Source organism: Mycobacterium sp. PSTR-4-N, from assembly GCF_022348085.1.
Classification (GTDB): Bacteria; Actinomycetota; Actinomycetes; order Mycobacteriales; family Mycobacteriaceae; genus Mycobacterium.
Map to the genome: position 1 here is coordinate 100,698 of NZ_JAKRFN010000013.1, position 16,499 is coordinate 117,196.

The window sequence follows — 16,499 nt, forward strand, 5'->3', positions numbered from 1 at the left end:
CAGTCATGGGTCAACTCAGCGGCAAGGTCGCGTTGGTCACCGGAGCGTCGGCCGGCTTGGGCGCGGCGACCGCCCGGTTGTTCGTCGAGCAGGGCGCGACGGTGTTCGGAATCGCCAGGGACGCAACACGAATGGCCGAGGTGTTCGCAGACCTGCCCGGTAGCGGATACGCGTCGGTGGACATCTCCTCGCGGGAGGCGTGCGCGGCGGCGGTCGCGGACTGCGTCGAGAGGTTCGGCCGCCTCGACGTGCTCGCCAACATCGCGGGTTTTCATCGCATGCGGCACACCGCGTCGATGACCGACGAGGACTGGGACGTCGACCTCGCGGTGAACCTGACCGCACCGTTCGCGCTCTGCCGGGCCGCGCTGCCGCATCTGCTCGAATCAGGCGGCAACATCGTCAACGTGTCGTCGATCGCCGGCGTGGAGGGTGAGGTGTACTCCGCCGGTTACTGCGCGGCCAAGCACGGTCTGGTCGGCCTGACACGGGCACTGGCGATCGAGTTCACGAAGGAGAAGCTGCGGGTGAACGCGGTGTGCCCCGGGGGTATGCCGACCGCGCAGACCACCGAGTTCGAAGCGCCCGAGAACGCCGACTGGGACCTGATCATGCGTATCGCCTCGCCGCGCGGATTCATGGCGACCGAGGACGTCGCCAAAGTCATCGCGTTCTTGGCCAGCGATGACGCGGCCGCGATCCACGGCGCGGTCTACCGCGTCGACAACGGCAAGGGTGCGGGCTGAATCAGGAAGCGGCGCAGCATCTCTCGCTCGAGTTCCGGGTCGGCGAGGGGCCACACGACGAACGACAGCGTGACGCGGACGATCCACTGCGCGGCGGTACGGTCATCTGCGGCGTAGCCGGTCAGTTCCGCGGCGATGGCGGCCAGCGGTGATGATTCGACGAGCCATCCGATGCGGCCACCGCTTCCCGCCGACGCGATCAGCGCGCGTCCCAGGGGGTCTGCGCGAATACGGTCGAGCGCCACGACGACAGCGGTGACGGTGCGTTCCGAGCCCTCCAGACCGTCGACGGCAGATCGCACGTGCGCGACGATCTGCTCGGCGCTACGGGCGAGCACGGCGTCCCGGATCTGGTTCTTGCCGCCCGCGTTGCGGTAGATCGTCGCTCGCGAGCAGTGCACGCGGGCCTCGAGGGCCGCCATGTCGAGGGCCTCGATGCCGTGTGCGGCGATGAGCTCGGCCGCTGCGGCGTAGATGCGCTCGGCCGCCGCAGCGCGCCGATCGCCGACCAGCCAGTCGTTCGTCATCGCATCGCCCTTCTGAGCTATCCGACCGGCATGTTCTCACGGTGAGACGGCAGCGATGCCGAATTCTTCCATCACAGCAGGTCAACTGGCGGTGGTGAGACGTCGTGACTGTCGAGACCCGGAGCGACGCGTCGAGTTGGCCGGTTCCCCTTGACCGCCGTCACCTCCGCCTCCCACCCTGACAGCGTGACTGGCGAGCTCGGCGCGGCGCTGTTCGACGAGGATGCGATCCAGGACCCCGCTGCGCTGTATGCCCGGATGCACTCGGTCGGTCCGCTGCACCGCATCGGAGAATCCGACTTCCATGCTGTCTGCTCGTGGGATGCGGTGATCGAGGCGGTGGGCCGCACCGACGACTTCTCGTCCAACTTGACCGGAACGATGCTGCATCGCCCCGACGGCACCATCGACGTCTTCGGCATGGATGATCTCGGCGGTCCGACCCAGGTGCTCGCGATCGCCGACGATCCCGAACATGTCACCCACCGCAGGCTGCTTCTCCCCCACCTGGCTGCCAAGCGGATCCGCGAGCTCGAATCGTTCGTCACCTTCACGGTGGGCCGGTTGTGGGACGAGGCGTTCGATGGGGACCGGGTCGAGTGGATGTCCGCCGTTGCCAACCGATTACCGATGATGGTGGTGTGCCGGCTGATCGGGGTTCCCGACGACGACGTCGACCGGCTGACGGCGTGGGGCTACGCCAGCACGCAGCTGCTGGAAGGTCTGGTCGGCCCTGAGGAACTGGCGGCGGCCGGGGCGGCTGTCGGAGAACTGAGCTCCTATATCGCGGGCCTTCTCGACCGGCCGGCCCCGGCGGGCACACTGCTGGCGGACCTCGTTCAGGCCTGCGCGGCAGGCGATGTCGACACGGTCACCGCGCAGGTGATCATGGTGACGCTGTTCAGCGCCGGCGGTGAATCCACCGCGTCGCTCATCGGATCGGCCACCCATGTCTTGGCGACCCGACCCGATCTGCAGCGTCGGCTCCGCGACGACTCGGCACTCATCACGCCGTTCATCGAAGAGGTGCTGCGATTCGAGCCTCCGTTCCGTGGGCACTACCGCCATGTACTGCGCGACTGCGAACTCCACGGATATCGGTTGCGCGCCGGCGCGCGACTGGTGCTGCTGTGGGGCGCCGCGAACCGGGACCCGACCCACGTCGAATCGCCCGACGAGTTCCGCCTCGACCGTCGAGACAGCAAGAGCCATCTCGCGTTCGGCCGGGGGGCGCACTTCTGCGTCGGCGCATCCCTCGCGCGGCTTGAGACGCGCCTCGTGATCGAGCACCTGGTGAGGCACACGCATGGTGTGCGCGCGGTGGGGCAGGCTCGCTGGCTGCCGAGCCTGCTGGTGCGACGCCTGAAGGCGCTGAGCCTGGCGGTTTTACGCTAGAACGGCGGTGGTTCGTAGGTTTCGGCCAGCCTGGCTTGGTGTTGTCGCTCGAGTTCGGCGTCGAGTTCCAGGCGCTGCCGCCGTTCGCGTGCCACCCGGTCCCGTCGGTCTTGCTCGCGGGTTGCCCTCCGTCGCGGCATCATTGCGATCTTGTTCGAGGTGCCCGGCACACTCTCGGAATCACGGAGACTCCCAGTCGACAACAGGAGACTCGGAAAGAGTTGTCCGCCATGAGGATCAGTGACGTAGACCAGCCCGGTAGGCGCGATGAGCACAACCGTGCCGTCGGGCCGCTGCTCGTCACGCCATCCGTTGGCGCCGGTGTAAAAAGTCTTGATCAGATGATGAACTCGGCAGTAGAGTTTGGTGTTCGACGTATGCGTCGCACCCGCGGGCCACGGCGTCGTGTGGTCGACGTCACATCGCTGCGCCGGAGCGTCACAACCCGGGAAGCGACACGTCAGGTCCCGCCAGTGCAAGAAACCCGCAAGCTGGCGCGATGGCCGATACCCGCACTCCGCATCATCACTCGGCCTGCGGACGGGACGCACCTCCGCGCCCGCAGAGGCATTGAGCACCTCTTCGGCGGGCAGGATGCCGAAGCCGTCCAGATAGCCGGGTGCGTCGCTGCTCCCATCGACGGTCGCCTCCTCGGCCAGGATGTGCACGACTATGCGGGCCGCCGAAGCCTCGAGCGCCGCCGCGGAGCAATCCGGCGACGCACAGCAGCACGCCAACGTCGATTCACCGCGGCCGAGAGCACCGCACGCGGCTGCCCGCCGTTGCATAGCGGTGCGAGGATCGGCCTCGCACACCGTGGCGGCCAGCGCGTCGAGCCGCTTGTCCAATGCCGCGGCATCGAGCGCGTTCAGCCGCCCGCCGGCGAATGCTGTGCCGGGTACGTGGGGTTCCACACTGAAATACAGGTTGTCGCGGAAGTCCGGCGGGACTCGAACGCCGGCCGGGTCGAATGTTGCGACCCACTGATCCACCCGGTCTTTCAGCTTGTTCTCCGACAGACGCATCCAGCCGATCAGCTTGGGCGCGATGACTGCATCCAGCGCGGCGACAACGTCGCTCTCGACGTTGTCGGTGCGATTGAGCACGATCCGCACCATGCGTAGGTCGATCTCCCCGCGCGAGAAGACGGCCGCGACCCCGGGGAGGCGCGAATGCAGCGACACTGCCATGCGGACCTGGCTTACAGCGCGCGAACGGCTGATGTTCTGCGCGGCAGACACTTCCGCAGCCACCGCCTCGGTGACGTCGACAACCCAGTGTTCCGCCCCCGGATGCTCACGAGTCCTCAATGCGTGGAGCCGGGCCACTGCGGCGAGACGCTCAGCGATTGCGCGCGACTCCGCGCGAGCGGAGCAGCCCATTGCAAGGACGCAATCAATGGCGTCAGCCGAACCGAACATACGTTCGATTCTAACCAACGGGTCCGACAGATTCTGCCGCCCGAATTCAGCCGCCCCACACCGTCATCAGCGTCACGTAGCACGCCGTTCCGAGCAGGATGCTCAGCAGCGCCCGCCGCTGCCAGAGCTGGAGACCCGCCGTCACCGCCACGGACACGGCCAGCCACAACAGCTGCAGCGCGGTGTTGCCGACCACCGTTTTCACCGAGTACAGCGCCAGCATCACCATCACGCCCACCGGCATGTGCACACTGAGGTAGCGCACCACGGCGCTGTGGCGCATGGGAGCCAGCGCCGCGAACGGCAGCGCGCGCAGCGCCCACGTCACCGCCGCGCTCACGCCGACGAGTAGCGCGATGTATCCGGTGTCAGGCATGGCGCGTCCGTCGCCGCAGCAGCAATAGCGCCGTGAACCCGGTGAACGCGCACACCAGCATCTGGCCCGGCACCAGCAGCCACGCCGCGGCAGCACACAGGGCCGCCGCAACGGCGGTGACCCGGTCGGGCCGCTGCCGGTAGGCCTCGATGCCCAGCACGATGAACAGCGCGGTCAGCGCGAAGTCCAGGCCGACCAGCCGATCGATCGGCAGCACCTCGCCCAGCAAGCCGCCCAGAGCTGCGCCGGTCACCCACAGCAGGTGAAACATCAACTGCATGAACAGGATCGGACGGGTGGTCCACCCCTGCGCCTGTGGACTGACCGCAACTGCATACGCCTCGTCGGACAGCGTGTACGTGCTGTAGAGCTTCGCCCCGAGCCCCCGCACCCGCTGCAGCGGGAACGACAGCGCGTAGAAGATGTGCCGGGAATTGACCACCAGCGTGGTGAGTGCGACCGTCGCGACCGGGGCGCCGCCCGCCACCAGCGCGACCATCAGGAACTCGAGCGATCCCGCATAGATCACCCCGGCGAACACAGGCGCCCACCACCAGGCCAGCCCCGCATGCACCACCAGGAAGCCCAGCGCCATGCCCAGCGGGATGAACGCCAGACCCAGCGGCGCGACCAGCGTCAGCACCCGTCGCATCGCCGAACACCTCCTCCGATCAGTCTTCGGACGCTAGCTTGTCATGCGTGGATGTCTTCGATGAATGGCGACGCGGCGGAACGACTTTCACCTGGACGTCGACCACGCCCGCCAACACGGGCCGGCGCGTGGAGGTGTTCGCGCGCCGGTCCGGCACTCCGGGCGCACCGGCGCTGGTCTGCGTGCACGGCTTCCCGACGGCGAGCATCGACTTCCGCACCCTCGCCGAGCACCTGTCCGAGGACGTCGAAATCTTCACCCTCGACTTCCCCGGGTACGGGCTCTCGGACAAACCGCCGGCGCCCTACGCGTACTCCCTCTACGACGACGCGCGGCTGCTGCTGCACGCGATCACCGAGGTGTGGGGACTCGAAGACTACCGGATGATCACCCACGACCGCGGCAGCAGCGTCGGCATGATCGCCCTGGCGATGCTCGCCGACCGCGACGCCCCCATGCCGCAGGAGGTGTTCCTGACCAACGCGAACATCTTCTTGCCCCTGGCCAACCTGACCGCATTCCAGGTCGCACTGCTCGACGACGCCACCGGTCGAGCCACCGCCGCGGCGACGACACCGCAGATGCTCGCAGCCGGACTGGGCGCCACCACGTTCATGCCGCGTCGCGATCTGGCTGATCCCGAGATCGCCACGCTAGCAGAGTGTTTCGCGCACAATGACGGCATCGCGGTGCTGCCGGACACCATCCGGTACCTGCACGAGCGCGCCGCCGACGAACAGAGCTGGCTGCAGCGGCTGTCGGGGATCGACGTCGACACCACGCTGATCTGGGGCCTGCATGACAGTGTCGCGCCACTGCGGGTGGCCACCCACGTCTGGCAGACGTATCTGCGGTCGAAGCCGGGCCGCAACCGGTTCTGGGTGGTTCCCGGGGCCGACCATTACGTGCAGTGCGACGCGCCGGCCGAGCTCGCGCAGATCATCCGGCTCAGCCTGGCCGGCGGCCAGGTGCCCCTGCAGACGCTCGGCGACCGTCCCGACGGGGCCGTGCTGGTCGACCAGTCAGACCGCCAGTAGCGTTGCAGGACTGGAGATTCCGACAGAGTCGAACGCCCTGGCGATGGCGGCTTGTTGAGCGACGGTCAGGCCCACCGACTGCGCGGCACTCTGCACCGCGGCGCGGCCGTCGCTGAACACCGAGCCGGCGCTGAGCCGGAACATGGCGCGGTAGAAGACCTCGGCCCAGGTGTCGTTCGAGATCCCCGCCGTCGCCGGATCGGTCATCATGAGATACGCGGCATGGCTGAAGATCGTGCTGTTGACGTGCTCACCCCCGTCGTCGAGGGTTCCACGGTAGCGGGTGGCGTAGGTGGCGCGATGGGGCCCGAGCGAGGTACTGATCGACGTGGGATCCGCGAGGTTCCGGATGGCGCCGAGCTCGGAATCCTCGGCGAGCAGCCAGCGGTCGGCGCCGGAATCGTTTTCGATCAGCACACCCATGATGTCGGCCAGCGCTTCGTTGAGCGCACCCGATTCACCGTAATCCAGGACCGACGCACCGGACTGTCCACCGACGACGTAGGTGATCACGGCGTGCGTGAATTCGTGGCCGATGACGTCGAGCGAGGCCTCGAGGTGACCGCCGTCGCCGAACGCGAACTGCTCGATGCTGGGATCCCAGAACGCATTCTGGTAACCGCCGTTCGGCTTGCCCGGGTTGTAGAGAATACTCACCAGTACCGCTGCGCCGGCACCGTCGAACGATGTCCGCCCCAGCACGTCCCGGTAGTAGTCGTAGACCTCAGCGGTGTTGGCGTGCGCCGAGACCGCGCCGGAGTTCCACCCGAGCCAGCCGCGCTTGACCACCGTTCCCGGCAGGAAACCGCCCATCAGGCCGAAATACGGGAAGGAGGTCTTGTAGGTGGTGATGTCGCGGTCTCGGTCGATCAACCGCGACACCGTGGACCACGGTGTGGTGCGGACGTCGATGGCGAAGGTCCGCCGCTGCCCGAGCCAATCCCTCGCGGTGTCGGTGGCCGACACCGGTTGGATGGTGGAACGCGAGACGATGACGTCGCCGACGGCAGCGCCGTCCGCGCCGATTAGGACGGCGTGACCCGGCCGGGAGAAGCGGACACCGGGCACCGCGCCGACGACCTGCCAGGCCAGGATCGGCGCTGTCCGATTGTCGAGCGGGGCGTAGACCACCAGCTGCTGGTCGGCCATGCGGCGCAGCCGCGGCGTCGAGACATCAGGTGTGACGTCGAACGATGCCGACAGTCCGCGGTAATTGTTGAACAGTCCGGTCACGGCGCCGGTCGCGTCGGTCACCAGGATCACGTCGCTGCCCAGCACGGGCACACCTGCGACCGTCTCGGAGAGGCGATAGACGGTTTCGGCGTCGTCTCCGCGGCCGACGGTCGACACCGTGATCGCGTCCGGATCGGCGAAACCCTCACGGGCGCCCAGCGTGGTCGCCACACCGTTGAGCACCGCAGCCGCATCGGCCGCTCCGGTCACGCGACGATCCGTGAATCCGCCGTCGATCGTCCGCACGGGGCCCGCGGCGGGGTCGTCGACGGCGTCACCGGCCGGCACCGCGATGGTCACCTCGGTCGGCCGCCACCGCGGCACGTCGTCGACCGCAACCGTGAAACTGTCTGCCCGCCCGGCCTTTCCGGGGGACGGGGTGTAGACGAAGCTGCCGTCGGCGTCGACAGAGACAGACCCCCAGGCGGCGCCGGAGCTGACGCTGTAGGTGAGTGCGGTGTCGTCTCGGTCCACGGCGTTGAGGCTGCCGCGCACGGTGCCGTCCTCCGCCGCCTCGGCCGTGTCCGGCGTCGCCGTCGGTCTCCGGTTGCCGATGGTGTGCCTGCGCTGCCGGACCGCTTCTCGCCGCTTGTCGACCCGGGCGGCGCGTTGTTCTCGCAGCGTCGAGCGCGCCGACGACGACGCCTTTGTGGTCGATTCCGCTGATTCCGTCGAGCCGTCGGAGGGAGCCGCCGATGCGACACCCGGGGCCATCACCAGAGCGACACCGAATCCCAGCACCGCGGCACCGGTCCACACGCCTGTGAGCGATCGATGACAACTGGCCACGGTGTCCCCCTCCGGCGACGATGCTCGTGGCGGAACTTACCACCGTTGGAGCGAAAACCGACGGCGCTGACGACGACGCGATGCGGGCACTACGCTGACACGGTGAGTCTTCTACTCGGCCCGGTGCTGCGCCACGTCGGCGAGACGACTGCGACGGTGTGGGTACAGACCGACGCGCCGGCGGAGGTGGAGGTGCTCGGATGCCGGGCCCACACGTTCGAGGTCAAGGGGTGTCACTACGCCCTCGTCGCGGTCAGCGGGCTGACCCCGGACACCGTCACCGCCTACGAGGTGCGCGTCGACGGTGCGACGTGCTGGCCGGAGCCGGACTCGAAGTTCCCACCCAGCGTCATCCGCACGCGCGGGCCGGAGTCGGCCGACCGGCTGCGGGTCATCTTCGGTTCGTGCCGCTACCCGAAAACGGGCGAGGAGAAGCTGGATCGCAAACTCGGGCTCGACGCCCTGGACTGCTACGCCACCCGTCTGACCGATCTGCCCGTCTCGGAGTGGCCGGACGCGCTGCTGCTGCTCGGCGACCAGGTGTATGCCGATGAGCTGACTCCCGAGGGCCGCCGACGCCTCTCGGGCGGCCGGTCGGCGAGCCGGCGCTCGGACAACCACCGACCACCCGACGAGGTGGTGTCGTTCTCCGAGTACGTCGGCCTGTATCGGCACACCTGGGGTGACCCCGAGATCCGGTGGATTCTCTCCACGTTGCCGACGGCGATGATCTTCGACGATCACGACATCCGCGACGACTGGAACACGTCGTCGGCCTGGCGCGCCGAGATCAACTCCCAGCCGTGGTGGCGCGACCGGATCCGCGCGGGCCTGGCCTCCTACTGGGTGTATCAACACCTGGGCAACCTCAGCCCGGGTGAGCTGGACAGCGATGACGACTACCAGAAAGTGCTCGCCGCAGACGGTGACTGCTGGCCGCTGCTGTCCGAACTCGCCGACCGCGCCGACAGCGAGGTCGACGGGGACAAGGGCCTGCGGTTCAGCTTCCGATGGGATCTCGGCCGTAGCCGACTGGTGATGGTCGACTCCCGCAATGCCCGCATCCTCGACGGCGGCGAACGAAAGATGTTGGGCGACCGCGAGTTCGCCTGGGTCGAGGAGCAGGTGAGCGACCTGTCCGGGGTCGACCACCTGATTATCGGATCCTCGTTGCCGTGGCTGATGCCGCCCGCGATCGGCGATCTGCAGATCGTCAACGAGATCGGCGCGGCGCGCCCCGGGCTGCGTGGGCGCTTGGCCGAAAAGATCAGGCAGGGCGCCGACCTCGAACACTGGCCGGCGTTCTTCGCGTCGTTCGTCCGGCTGTCCACCATGATCGCCGGTGCGGCGCGCGCCACGGCCGACGGCCCGGCGACCATCTCGGTGCTTTCCGGCGACGTCCACCACAGCTACGCCGCTCGCGCCGACTTCGGCGAGCCCGACGGGGCGCAGGTGCACCAGCTGGTCTGCTCACCGGTGCACAACTACGTGCCGTCCTACGTCAAACCCGCGTTCAAGCTCGGCTGGTCGGCGCCCGCCGCCCGGCTGACCCGCCGCTGGGCACGTCGGGCGGGGTCACCGGAGTTGCCGGTGTCGTGGCGCAACCTCAGCGGGCCACTGTTCGGCAACACGATCGCCTCGCTGATCGCCGTCGGTCGCGGGGCCGACGTGGTGTTCGAGCAGCCCCGCGACGACGGCACCTTGGCCGAGGCAGCGACCATCGTGCTCAGCCCGCTCAGTGCACCCCTTCCATCTGGCGGCTGATCCACGGCGAGATCACGAACACGACCGCACCGGCGACCACGGCCACGGCACCGAGGATCCCGAAATACGCGGCCTCGCTGTCCGTGTCGTAGTAACCGGCGAGCACACCCGACATGGCCGTGCCCAGGCCGACCGAGAAGAAATACAGCGCCATCATCTGCGCCCGGAAGGCCTCCGGCGCCAGCTTGGTGGTCACCGACAGACCGATCGGCGACAGCAGCAGCTCGGAGATCGCGAACACCGCCATGATCGCCATCACCAGCAGCGCCGGGGTGCTGCGGCCCGTGCCTCCGGCCAGCGGCACGAAGCACAGGAACGCCAGCCCCATACCGACCACGCCGTAGGCGAATTTGCGCGGGGTGGTCGGCGCTCGGTTACCCAGCCGCGTCCACAGCAGCGCGAACAGCGGGGAGAGCAGGATGATCCACACCGGCTCGATCGAACCGATCCAGCTCGACGGAGCCGTCCACCCGAAGATCGACCAGTTCATCCGTTCGTCGGAGTACACGGCGAGCACGGTGAAGATCTGCTGGAACAGCGACCAGAACACCGCGTTCGCGACGAACAACGGGATGAATGCCCGCACCCGCACTCGCTCCTCCGAGTTCACCGACGGGCTGCGCAACATGATCGCGAAGTACGCCACCGACGCGACGACGATGACACCGGTGGTCACCTGCGAGAGATTGGCCAGCGTGACGAGGCGCAGCGCGATGGCCACGCCGATCACCACGACGACGCCGACCAGCACTGCAACGGTCTTGGCGACGGCGTTGCGCGGCAACGGGTTCGGCACCTCCCTGCCATGGCCCATCAAGTTGCGGCGGAACGCCACGTACTGCGCGAGACCCAGCGCCATCCCGACCGCCGCCGCACCGAAGCCGTAGTGGAAGCCGACGCGGGTCTGCAGCAAACCGGTGATCAGCGGGCCGACGAAGGCACCGAGATTGATGCCCAGGTAGAACAGCGTGAAGCCACCATCGGCGCGCGGATCCCCTTTCTCGTAGAGCGTGCCCAGCAGCGATGAGGCGTTGGCTTTCAGCGCCCCCGAGCCCAGGGCGACGCACACCAGGCCCACGCCGACGCCGGCCAACCCCGGGAGTATCGCGAGCGCGATGTGACCGATCATCACGACCACGCCGCCGTAGAACACGGTGCGCTCCATGCCGAGCACCCGATCGGCCACCCAGCCACCCAGCACCGTGGACAGGTACACCAGACCGCCGTAGGCGCCGACGATTCCGGTGGCCGTGCTCTGCGGCAGGCCCAGGCCGCCGTCGGTGACCGAGTAGTACAGGTAGTAGGCCAGGATCGTGAGCATCCCGTAGAAGGAGAACCGTTCCCACAGCTCGACCCCGAACAGGTTGGTCAGCCCAATCGGATGCCCGAAGAACGTGCGAGCTTTCTTGTCGTCTCGGATTGTCATGGGACCACCCTTACACTCGGCAGCATGCCTGTACCTGATACCCCGAGACCAGGCCAGGAATCCGTCTGGGACTACCCTCGCCCACCCCGGCTCGAAGAGTTCGCCGGATCCATCGCCGTCGAACTCGGCGGGCAGGTCATCGCCTCCACCGAGCGAGCCTGGCGGGTGCTCGAAACGAGCCATCCTCCGACCTACTACCTCCCGGCGGATGCCTTCGCCGACGGGGTGCTGCGGGAGGCCGACGGCGCCTCGTGGTGTGAATGGAAAGGCCAGGCAAGCTATTTCGATCTGGTGACGGCGACGGCGGTGGCCCCCCGGGCGGCGTGGACGTACCGTCGGCCCACCCCCGGGTTCACCGCCATCGCCGGTGCGGTGGCCGTGATGGCCGCGGCCGTGGACCGGTGCACCGTCAACGGCGAAGAGGTGGTGCCGCAGCCCGGCGGGTTCTACGGCGGCTGGATCACGAGCTGGGTCTCGGGCCCGTTCAAGGGCGTGCCCGGCTCGATGGGGTGGTGATCTCTCAGCAGCCGAGGTCGATGACGGCGGCGGTGACGATGCCGTTGCCGGCCGACAGCGAGATGCCCATCTCCTTGTAGAGGGCGTTCACCGCGACCGGGGCCGGCTGCCCGCTGCCGAGGATGGCGCAGGCCATCGACCCCGCGGTGAGCAGCTGATCGCGGGTCAGGGACGTGTAGATCGGTTCCAGGCCCTCGAGATAGCCGGCCGTATCCGCCGTGGCGGGTGCTGCCAGCGTGACCAGCGCTGCCATCGCGCCGGCCACACTCAGACCCATGTGCACTCGGTTCACTGTCCTCGCCCCCTGTCGTCGACGCACATCCTAAGCTGCCGGCAGCCCCGCGCGGGGTCTCATGCGTCGGACAGCCAACCGTACTGACGGCCGCAGTTGGCGCAGTCGACGTCGAGAAACCAGCGGGTCACCCGATCGGACCCCGCCGACCAGGTGGGCTGAGACGAGACGACCGGCGCCGCGTGACCGCACTTACCGCACATCGCTTCGGTGGGGGCGCTCACCCCACGAACGTAACCGCTGGTAGCGCTCTTGACCAGACGATTGCGTCAACGCGGCGGATCGCCGCGCCACGCAAAACTGTTGACGTATTTGCCCATATCCAGTGCCAGCTGCACGTTGGCCCCTGAGGGTTTGCCGGGTCCGAAGTCCGGCCCGAACGGGTGGTAGGGGCCGACGACGGAGGCGATCAGCGCGAGATCGTTCTTCACCGCGGCCATGACGAGCACCCGCATATGGGTGTAGCTGCTCGTGGAGCCCTGCGGGAAGTAGTCGATCGCTTCGCCGAAGCCGGGCTGGTAGCCGACCATCGTGTTGGGGATCTCGTAGACGACGCGTCCGTCGGGGACGTGTTGCGCCGTCAGGTCGTCGACGACCTGGCGCGCCGACCTGCCGCCGGCCGGCTGGCTGAACAGCCGGAGCGTGCCGCCCTCCCCGCCGGTGAAGTCGGCGACGACGCCGTCGTCGCCATTGGTGATGCGGTACGACGACCCCGCCGCCGGGTACGACACCGAGAACGAGCCGTCCGGCGCGGTGAACCGCGGATTGATCGCCACCGGGGTGCCGGTGGGTGGGCGACCACACTCGGGCGGACACACGAAGCGCACCGGCGGTGACGTCGTTCGCAAGGAGATCACGGCGAGCACCGCACCGACGAGTACCACCGGAATGAGCCACAGCAGCAGGACCATTCGGCGCGACGGGCGGCGCACCGCCGCGGCGCGGCCGCCGGCGGCATAGCCGGGAAAGAAGGTGGTGGTGGTCAAGACGGTTCGCCGTCGGTGTCGACGCGCTGAGGTCGATCGGTGCGGCGCTGCGAGCGCGATGACCGCGACGACGCACGAGCGGCCACCCCGCACACCGGGCAGAACGCCATGTCGGGCACCACGTGACCGCAGTGCTCGCACAGCACCGGCTCATCAGCGACCGTCTCGTCATGCGCCTCGTGCAGCAGCGCCAGGTGCAGGCTGAGGCGCAGCAGGAGCAGCGCCGCTGCGACCACCACGGCATAGAGGGCCAGCATCAGCCACTGCCGCGAGCGGGAGACGTCGACCATCCCGAGCGCGACGGACAGCGCGAGCACCGCGACCGCGAACGCCACCATCACGAAGCGGACCACGCCCGGGCGTTGATCTTTCTTGCTCTCGGGGCGGGTGAACCACAGCGCCACGCCGACCAGACCACCGGTGGCCGCGGCGATCAGAGGCGCCGCGACACCCCGGATGCCGGCCTCCACCAGATAGAACGTGAGCGGTGCGTCACTGACCAGGCCGGTGTCCAGCTGCGGCACCAGCCGCGTCATCATGGCCGCACCGGTGAAGCTCAGCGCTCCGAGCGCGCCGATCATGAAACCTTCCAACGACTCTCGGGTCGGCGGGCCGAGTAGACGGACGACGGTCACGGGCACCAGCATCAGGATCGCGCCGGCGAGCGGCAGCGCGGCGCCTTCCTGGAGCATCTGCGCGCCACTCATCCCCACCCCCACGGCAGCACCGGAGGGGCGGTCGAAGGCCGCGCCGGCCACGAGCACGAACCCGACGCCGAGCACCACCCCGAGCCCGACCGTCAACGCAAGGATCCGCGTCGGCAGATCCCGCAACGCGTCCGCCTCGCGCAGGTAGACGACGAACAGCGCGGGCAGGCCCAGCACACCCACCGAGATCAGGGCCGCCGGCATCCGTAGCAACGCAAAAGCCACCAGAGCGACCAGCATGACGCCCAGCGCAACTCGGAACGCGCCGCGGTGTGCCAGATGCGGGAACAGCGAACTCAGCAGCGACGGCGACAGCACGTTCTCACCGGGTGCGGCACCGAAATTGCGGATGCGCAACCAGTCCGGCCCCTCCCACTTGCGGGGCGTCAGATGGCACCCGCAGAGTCCGCAGAACTCGCCGTCTGGGACGTCGACCCGGCAGATCCGGCACTCGGTGGTCGGGAAGGGGCTGTCGTCGGTCATGAGTTCTCCTGTTGCACATCCGCGACGTCACGCACGAGGTTGTCCACCCGCGGGGTGCCGAGACCGGTGACCAGGTCGTAGCCGGGTGCGGCGTCGTCGACTGCGTTGCCGCCCAGCGTGACATCGCGGAAGGCCGGCAACCGCGCACCGGCGGCGATCCGGTACAGCAGCGGGTTGAGATCGCCCAGCGGGCGTCCTCCGGTGGAGAGCAGGTAGTCGTTCATCACCGCGGCCAGACCCGCCCAGATGGGCGCGGCCTGCGAGGTGCCGCCGCCGATGGTCGGCTGGCCGTCCAGGATGAAGCTCACCCCCGTGAAGGGGTCGGCCACCGCGGACACATCGGGTGTCAGCCGCTTGCCGGTGGCGCGATCGGCGGGGACGGCGCCTTCGACACCGCGCTGCCACGGCGGCAGGTCGAACAGTTCCGAGACGCCGCCGCTGGTGCCCAGCGACAGCGGTACGTCGAACCAGGCCTGCTCCCCCAGCCACGCGCCGGTGGCCGCGGTGGACAGCGTGGTGCCGCCGACGTTCACCATCTCAGGAAGGGACGCAACGGAATTGAGGCCGATGCTGTCCTGCTCGGGCGCCGACGACCAGTCGTCGCCGCTCTTGCACTCCAGACCGGCAAGGTCCCCGTTGGCCATGAACGCGGTCGTGCCCCGACCCGTGGCGGCGACCAACGCCGACTGCGCGGGCGCGAGATCGGTTGCGGTGAGCAGCTTGTCGCACCCCCAGCTGATGGAGAAGCTCCAGATCGCGCCGGGGAACTGCCGATCGACATCGGCCATCATCTGCCCGATCTTGACGTATGCGCCGTCACCCTCCACCGTGTTCCGCGCGTTGATCACGATCTTGCGGGCATCGGGGGCGATGGCGTGCACGACCGACAGGTCCATCGTGGTTTCTGCGCTCGGCTCGTCGAACGGTCCGCCGATCACCGTCGGCGTCAACGCGGGCAGGTTGTTGCGCGTGGTGAACTCGTCGAGGTCGGACTGCCGGAAGCCGCCGAAGGCGAAGACGGCGACCGTCTGCCCCTTGCCGGTGTGGCCGTCGGCGAAGAGCCGGTCGGACTCGTAGGTGGCGCGCAACGCCGTAGGCGTCAAACCGAATTCGGGCACGTCCAAGGGAAGGTCCCGCGGCTGGTTGTCCCGGAACGGCGTGTAACCGAGGAGGCGGCCGACGGAACCGACTTCCACGGTCACCGCGTCGGGAACGGCGGGTTGACGACGCGAGGCGTAGAACACCGTCCCGTGCCGTTCCCGATAGTCGTGGACGTCGACGCGGAAGGCCCGGGCCATGGCTTGGGCTCCGCCTTCCACGACCGCCCAGCGCTGCCCCGGTTGCCACTGCACGGACAACTCGTGGTCGTCGGCCCACTGCGTCAGGGAGACGGGGGCAACGGCATCACGCAACTCGACGACGACTTGTGCGGAGCGGTCGTGCGAGGGCCCGAGATCGACCGAATGGGCGAGAAGGGCGGCATACGGCCCGCCGATCAGCTGCCCTGGCCCACCGGCAGGGGTCGGCCGCACCGGGGCGACACTGGTGGTGAGGAGTACGAGGACCCCCACCACCAGTGCCGTCAAGCCCGCGACGCGGAATGCAGGCGTACGAACATCAGTGAGGATGGCTCACCACTGTCACTGTGGTGCGCGGGGCGCCCCCGGGTTCCTGCCGTTGTCGTTCGCGTTCGGAGGAATCGAGGTGAACGGGTTACCGCCGGCGGTGCGCGGCACGTTCTCCGTCGGCGACGCCGGGGGCGGCGTAGCCGGGGTGGTGGCCGGCGGGGTGGTCGTCGTCGTGGTCGTCGTGGTGGTGGTGGACGTCTCCGGGGCGTTGCCCTCATTGGAGCTACACCCCACGGCCAGCCACGTCATCGCCGTGAGGGCGACACCGCCGGCAACCAGCGAGAAGCGACTGGTCCTTGTTGTCATACTGCGTTCCCATCTGTTCGTCGAGCCGCATGCATTCCCAGGAACTGGGTAGCGACTAGATCTTGACATTTCACCGTCCCATCGACCAGCGCTAGGCGCATTTCTCAGCCCTGGTGTCGTCGTCGGCGTCGGCGAACAACCCCCGTGCGGTCGAAGCTATGCCTTTTGTGGTGTCGACGGAGGCGCACATCGTTACAGCCAACCGCTCACAGGAA

General features: G+C 68.4%; 17 protein-coding genes. 6 read left to right on the forward strand and 11 right to left on the reverse strand.

Annotated features, from left to right (window positions below; all coding sequences use genetic code 11):
* Positions 1 to 5: 5 nt before the first annotated feature.
* Positions 6 to 746 (forward strand): SDR family NAD(P)-dependent oxidoreductase, encoded by a 741-nt coding sequence (locus tag MHN84_RS18005; protein WP_241205864.1) that lies wholly within the window; start codon positions 6 to 8, stop codon positions 744 to 746.
* On the opposite strand, the gene MHN84_RS18010 is transcribed toward MHN84_RS18005, so the two are convergent.
* Positions 713 to 1,273 carry a TetR/AcrR family transcriptional regulator gene (locus MHN84_RS18010; protein ID WP_241205865.1) on the reverse strand — a complete coding sequence of 187 codons (561 nt, stop codon included), beginning with the start codon at positions 1,271 to 1,273 and terminating at the stop codon, positions 713 to 715. The two genes, MHN84_RS18005 and MHN84_RS18010, sit on opposite strands and share 34 nt — an antisense overlap.
* 186 nt (positions 1,274 to 1,459) lie before the next feature.
* On the opposite strand from MHN84_RS18010, the gene MHN84_RS18015 reads away from it, so the two are divergent.
* Positions 1,460 to 2,668, forward strand: a complete 1,209-nt coding sequence (locus tag MHN84_RS18015; RefSeq protein WP_241205866.1) for a cytochrome P450 — start codon at positions 1,460 to 1,462, stop codon at positions 2,666 to 2,668.
* Here the strand turns inward: MHN84_RS18015 and MHN84_RS18020 are convergent.
* The 3 genes from MHN84_RS18020 to MHN84_RS18030 are packed head-to-tail and all read right to left on the reverse strand — an operon-like array spanning position 2,665 to position 5,117.
* Complete coding sequence (locus MHN84_RS18020) at positions 2,665 to 4,089, reverse strand: HNH endonuclease signature motif containing protein (protein WP_241205867.1); 1,425 nt, start codon at positions 4,087 to 4,089, stop codon at positions 2,665 to 2,667. The two genes, MHN84_RS18015 and MHN84_RS18020, sit on opposite strands and share 4 nt — an antisense overlap.
* Before the next feature lie 46 nt (positions 4,090 to 4,135).
* Positions 4,136 to 4,465, reverse strand: a complete 330-nt coding sequence (locus MHN84_RS18025; RefSeq protein ID WP_241205868.1) for a branched-chain amino acid transporter permease — start codon at positions 4,463 to 4,465, stop codon at positions 4,136 to 4,138.
* Positions 4,458 to 5,117 (reverse strand): AzlC family ABC transporter permease, encoded by a 660-nt coding sequence (locus MHN84_RS18030; RefSeq protein ID WP_241205869.1) that lies wholly within the window; start codon positions 5,115 to 5,117, stop codon positions 4,458 to 4,460. The genes MHN84_RS18025 and MHN84_RS18030 overlap by 8 nt, the downstream gene beginning before the upstream one ends.
* 47 nt (positions 5,118 to 5,164) lie before the next feature.
* Between MHN84_RS18030 and MHN84_RS18035 the strand changes: the two genes are divergently transcribed.
* Positions 5,165 to 6,154: an alpha/beta fold hydrolase gene (locus tag MHN84_RS18035; protein ID WP_241205870.1), complete on the forward strand. Its 990-nt coding sequence runs from the start codon at positions 5,165 to 5,167 to the stop codon at positions 6,152 to 6,154.
* Here the strand turns inward: MHN84_RS18035 and MHN84_RS18040 are convergent.
* Positions 6,140 to 8,146, reverse strand: a complete 2,007-nt coding sequence (locus MHN84_RS18040; RefSeq protein WP_241205871.1) for a M4 family metallopeptidase — start codon at positions 8,144 to 8,146, stop codon at positions 6,140 to 6,142. The two genes, MHN84_RS18035 and MHN84_RS18040, sit on opposite strands and share 15 nt — an antisense overlap.
* A gap of 132 nt (positions 8,147 to 8,278) precedes the next feature.
* Here MHN84_RS18040 and MHN84_RS18045 point away from each other — a divergent pair, with 132 nt between their 5' ends.
* Positions 8,279 to 9,940: an alkaline phosphatase D family protein gene (locus tag MHN84_RS18045; RefSeq protein WP_241205872.1), complete on the forward strand. Its 1,662-nt coding sequence runs from the start codon at positions 8,279 to 8,281 to the stop codon at positions 9,938 to 9,940.
* Here MHN84_RS18045 and MHN84_RS18050 read toward each other — a convergent pair.
* The gene (locus tag MHN84_RS18050) at positions 9,912 to 11,366 is read right to left on the reverse strand and encodes a peptide MFS transporter (protein ID WP_241205873.1); all 1,455 of its coding nucleotides are present in this window, start codon (positions 11,364 to 11,366) and stop codon (positions 9,912 to 9,914) included. The genes MHN84_RS18045 and MHN84_RS18050 overlap by 29 nt on opposite strands.
* A gap of 24 nt (positions 11,367 to 11,390) precedes the next feature.
* Between MHN84_RS18050 and MHN84_RS18055 the strand changes: the two genes are divergently transcribed.
* Positions 11,391 to 11,882 carry a DUF427 domain-containing protein gene (locus MHN84_RS18055; RefSeq protein WP_241205874.1) on the forward strand — a complete coding sequence of 164 codons (492 nt, stop codon included), beginning with the start codon at positions 11,391 to 11,393 and terminating at the stop codon, positions 11,880 to 11,882.
* A gap of 4 nt (positions 11,883 to 11,886) precedes the next feature.
* Here the strand turns inward: MHN84_RS18055 and MHN84_RS18060 are convergent, their stop codons facing one another.
* The 5 genes from MHN84_RS18060 to MHN84_RS18080 all read right to left on the reverse strand — a co-directional run bounded on the left by MHN84_RS18060 (position 11,887) and on the right by MHN84_RS18080 (position 15,927).
* The gene (locus tag MHN84_RS18060; protein WP_241205875.1) at positions 11,887 to 12,159 is read right to left on the reverse strand and encodes a hypothetical protein; all 273 of its coding nucleotides are present in this window, start codon (positions 12,157 to 12,159) and stop codon (positions 11,887 to 11,889) included.
* Between the two features lie 74 nt (positions 12,160 to 12,233).
* Entirely contained in the window at positions 12,234 to 12,398 is a 165-nt protein-coding gene (locus tag MHN84_RS18065; protein WP_241205876.1) for a hypothetical protein, read from the reverse strand.
* 45 nt (positions 12,399 to 12,443) lie between these two features.
* Positions 12,444 to 13,160 (reverse strand): hypothetical protein, encoded by a 717-nt coding sequence (locus tag MHN84_RS18070; protein WP_241205877.1) that lies wholly within the window; start codon positions 13,158 to 13,160, stop codon positions 12,444 to 12,446.
* A complete protein-coding gene (locus MHN84_RS18075; protein ID WP_241205878.1) occupies positions 13,157 to 14,350 on the reverse strand; it encodes a zinc ribbon domain-containing protein in 1,194 nt (397 codons plus the stop codon). Before MHN84_RS18075 ends, MHN84_RS18070 begins: the two co-directional genes overlap by 4 nt.
* Entirely contained in the window at positions 14,347 to 15,927 is a 1,581-nt protein-coding gene (locus MHN84_RS18080; protein WP_241205922.1) for a S53 family peptidase, read from the reverse strand. The genes MHN84_RS18075 and MHN84_RS18080 overlap by 4 nt, the downstream gene beginning before the upstream one ends.
* A gap of 49 nt (positions 15,928 to 15,976) precedes the next feature.
* On the opposite strand from MHN84_RS18080, the gene MHN84_RS18085 reads away from it, so the two are divergent.
* The gene (locus tag MHN84_RS18085; RefSeq protein ID WP_241205879.1) at positions 15,977 to 16,336 is read left to right on the forward strand and encodes a hypothetical protein; all 360 of its coding nucleotides are present in this window, start codon (positions 15,977 to 15,979) and stop codon (positions 16,334 to 16,336) included.
* The last annotated feature ends 163 nt before the right edge of the window (positions 16,337 to 16,499 follow it).

Excerpts from the sequence above, each read along its gene's own strand:
- MHN84_RS18030 (WP_241205869.1), bottom strand. The coding sequence starts at position 5,117 with ATGCGACGGGTGCTGACGCTGGTCGCGCCGCTGGGTCTGGCGTTCATC.
- MHN84_RS18055 (WP_241205874.1), top strand. The coding sequence starts at position 11,391 with ATGCCTGTACCTGATACCCCGAGACCAGGCCAGGAATCCGTCTGGGAC.
- MHN84_RS18075 (WP_241205878.1), bottom strand. The coding sequence starts at position 14,350 with ATGACCGACGACAGCCCCTTCCCGACCACCGAGTGCCGGATCTGCCGG.
- MHN84_RS18005 (WP_241205864.1), top strand. The coding sequence starts at position 6 with ATGGGTCAACTCAGCGGCAAGGTCGCGTTGGTCACCGGAGCGTCGGCC.
- MHN84_RS18085 (WP_241205879.1), top strand. The coding sequence starts at position 15,977 with ATGGCTCACCACTGTCACTGTGGTGCGCGGGGCGCCCCCGGGTTCCTG.
- MHN84_RS18060 (WP_241205875.1), bottom strand. The coding sequence starts at position 12,159 with ATGGGTCTGAGTGTGGCCGGCGCGATGGCAGCGCTGGTCACGCTGGCA.
- MHN84_RS18050 (WP_241205873.1), bottom strand. The coding sequence starts at position 11,366 with ATGACAATCCGAGACGACAAGAAAGCTCGCACGTTCTTCGGGCATCCG.
- MHN84_RS18020 (WP_241205867.1), bottom strand. The coding sequence starts at position 4,089 with ATGTTCGGTTCGGCTGACGCCATTGATTGCGTCCTTGCAATGGGCTGC.
- MHN84_RS18010 (WP_241205865.1), bottom strand. The coding sequence starts at position 1,273 with ATGACGAACGACTGGCTGGTCGGCGATCGGCGCGCTGCGGCGGCCGAG.
- MHN84_RS18025 (WP_241205868.1), bottom strand. The coding sequence starts at position 4,465 with ATGCCTGACACCGGATACATCGCGCTACTCGTCGGCGTGAGCGCGGCG.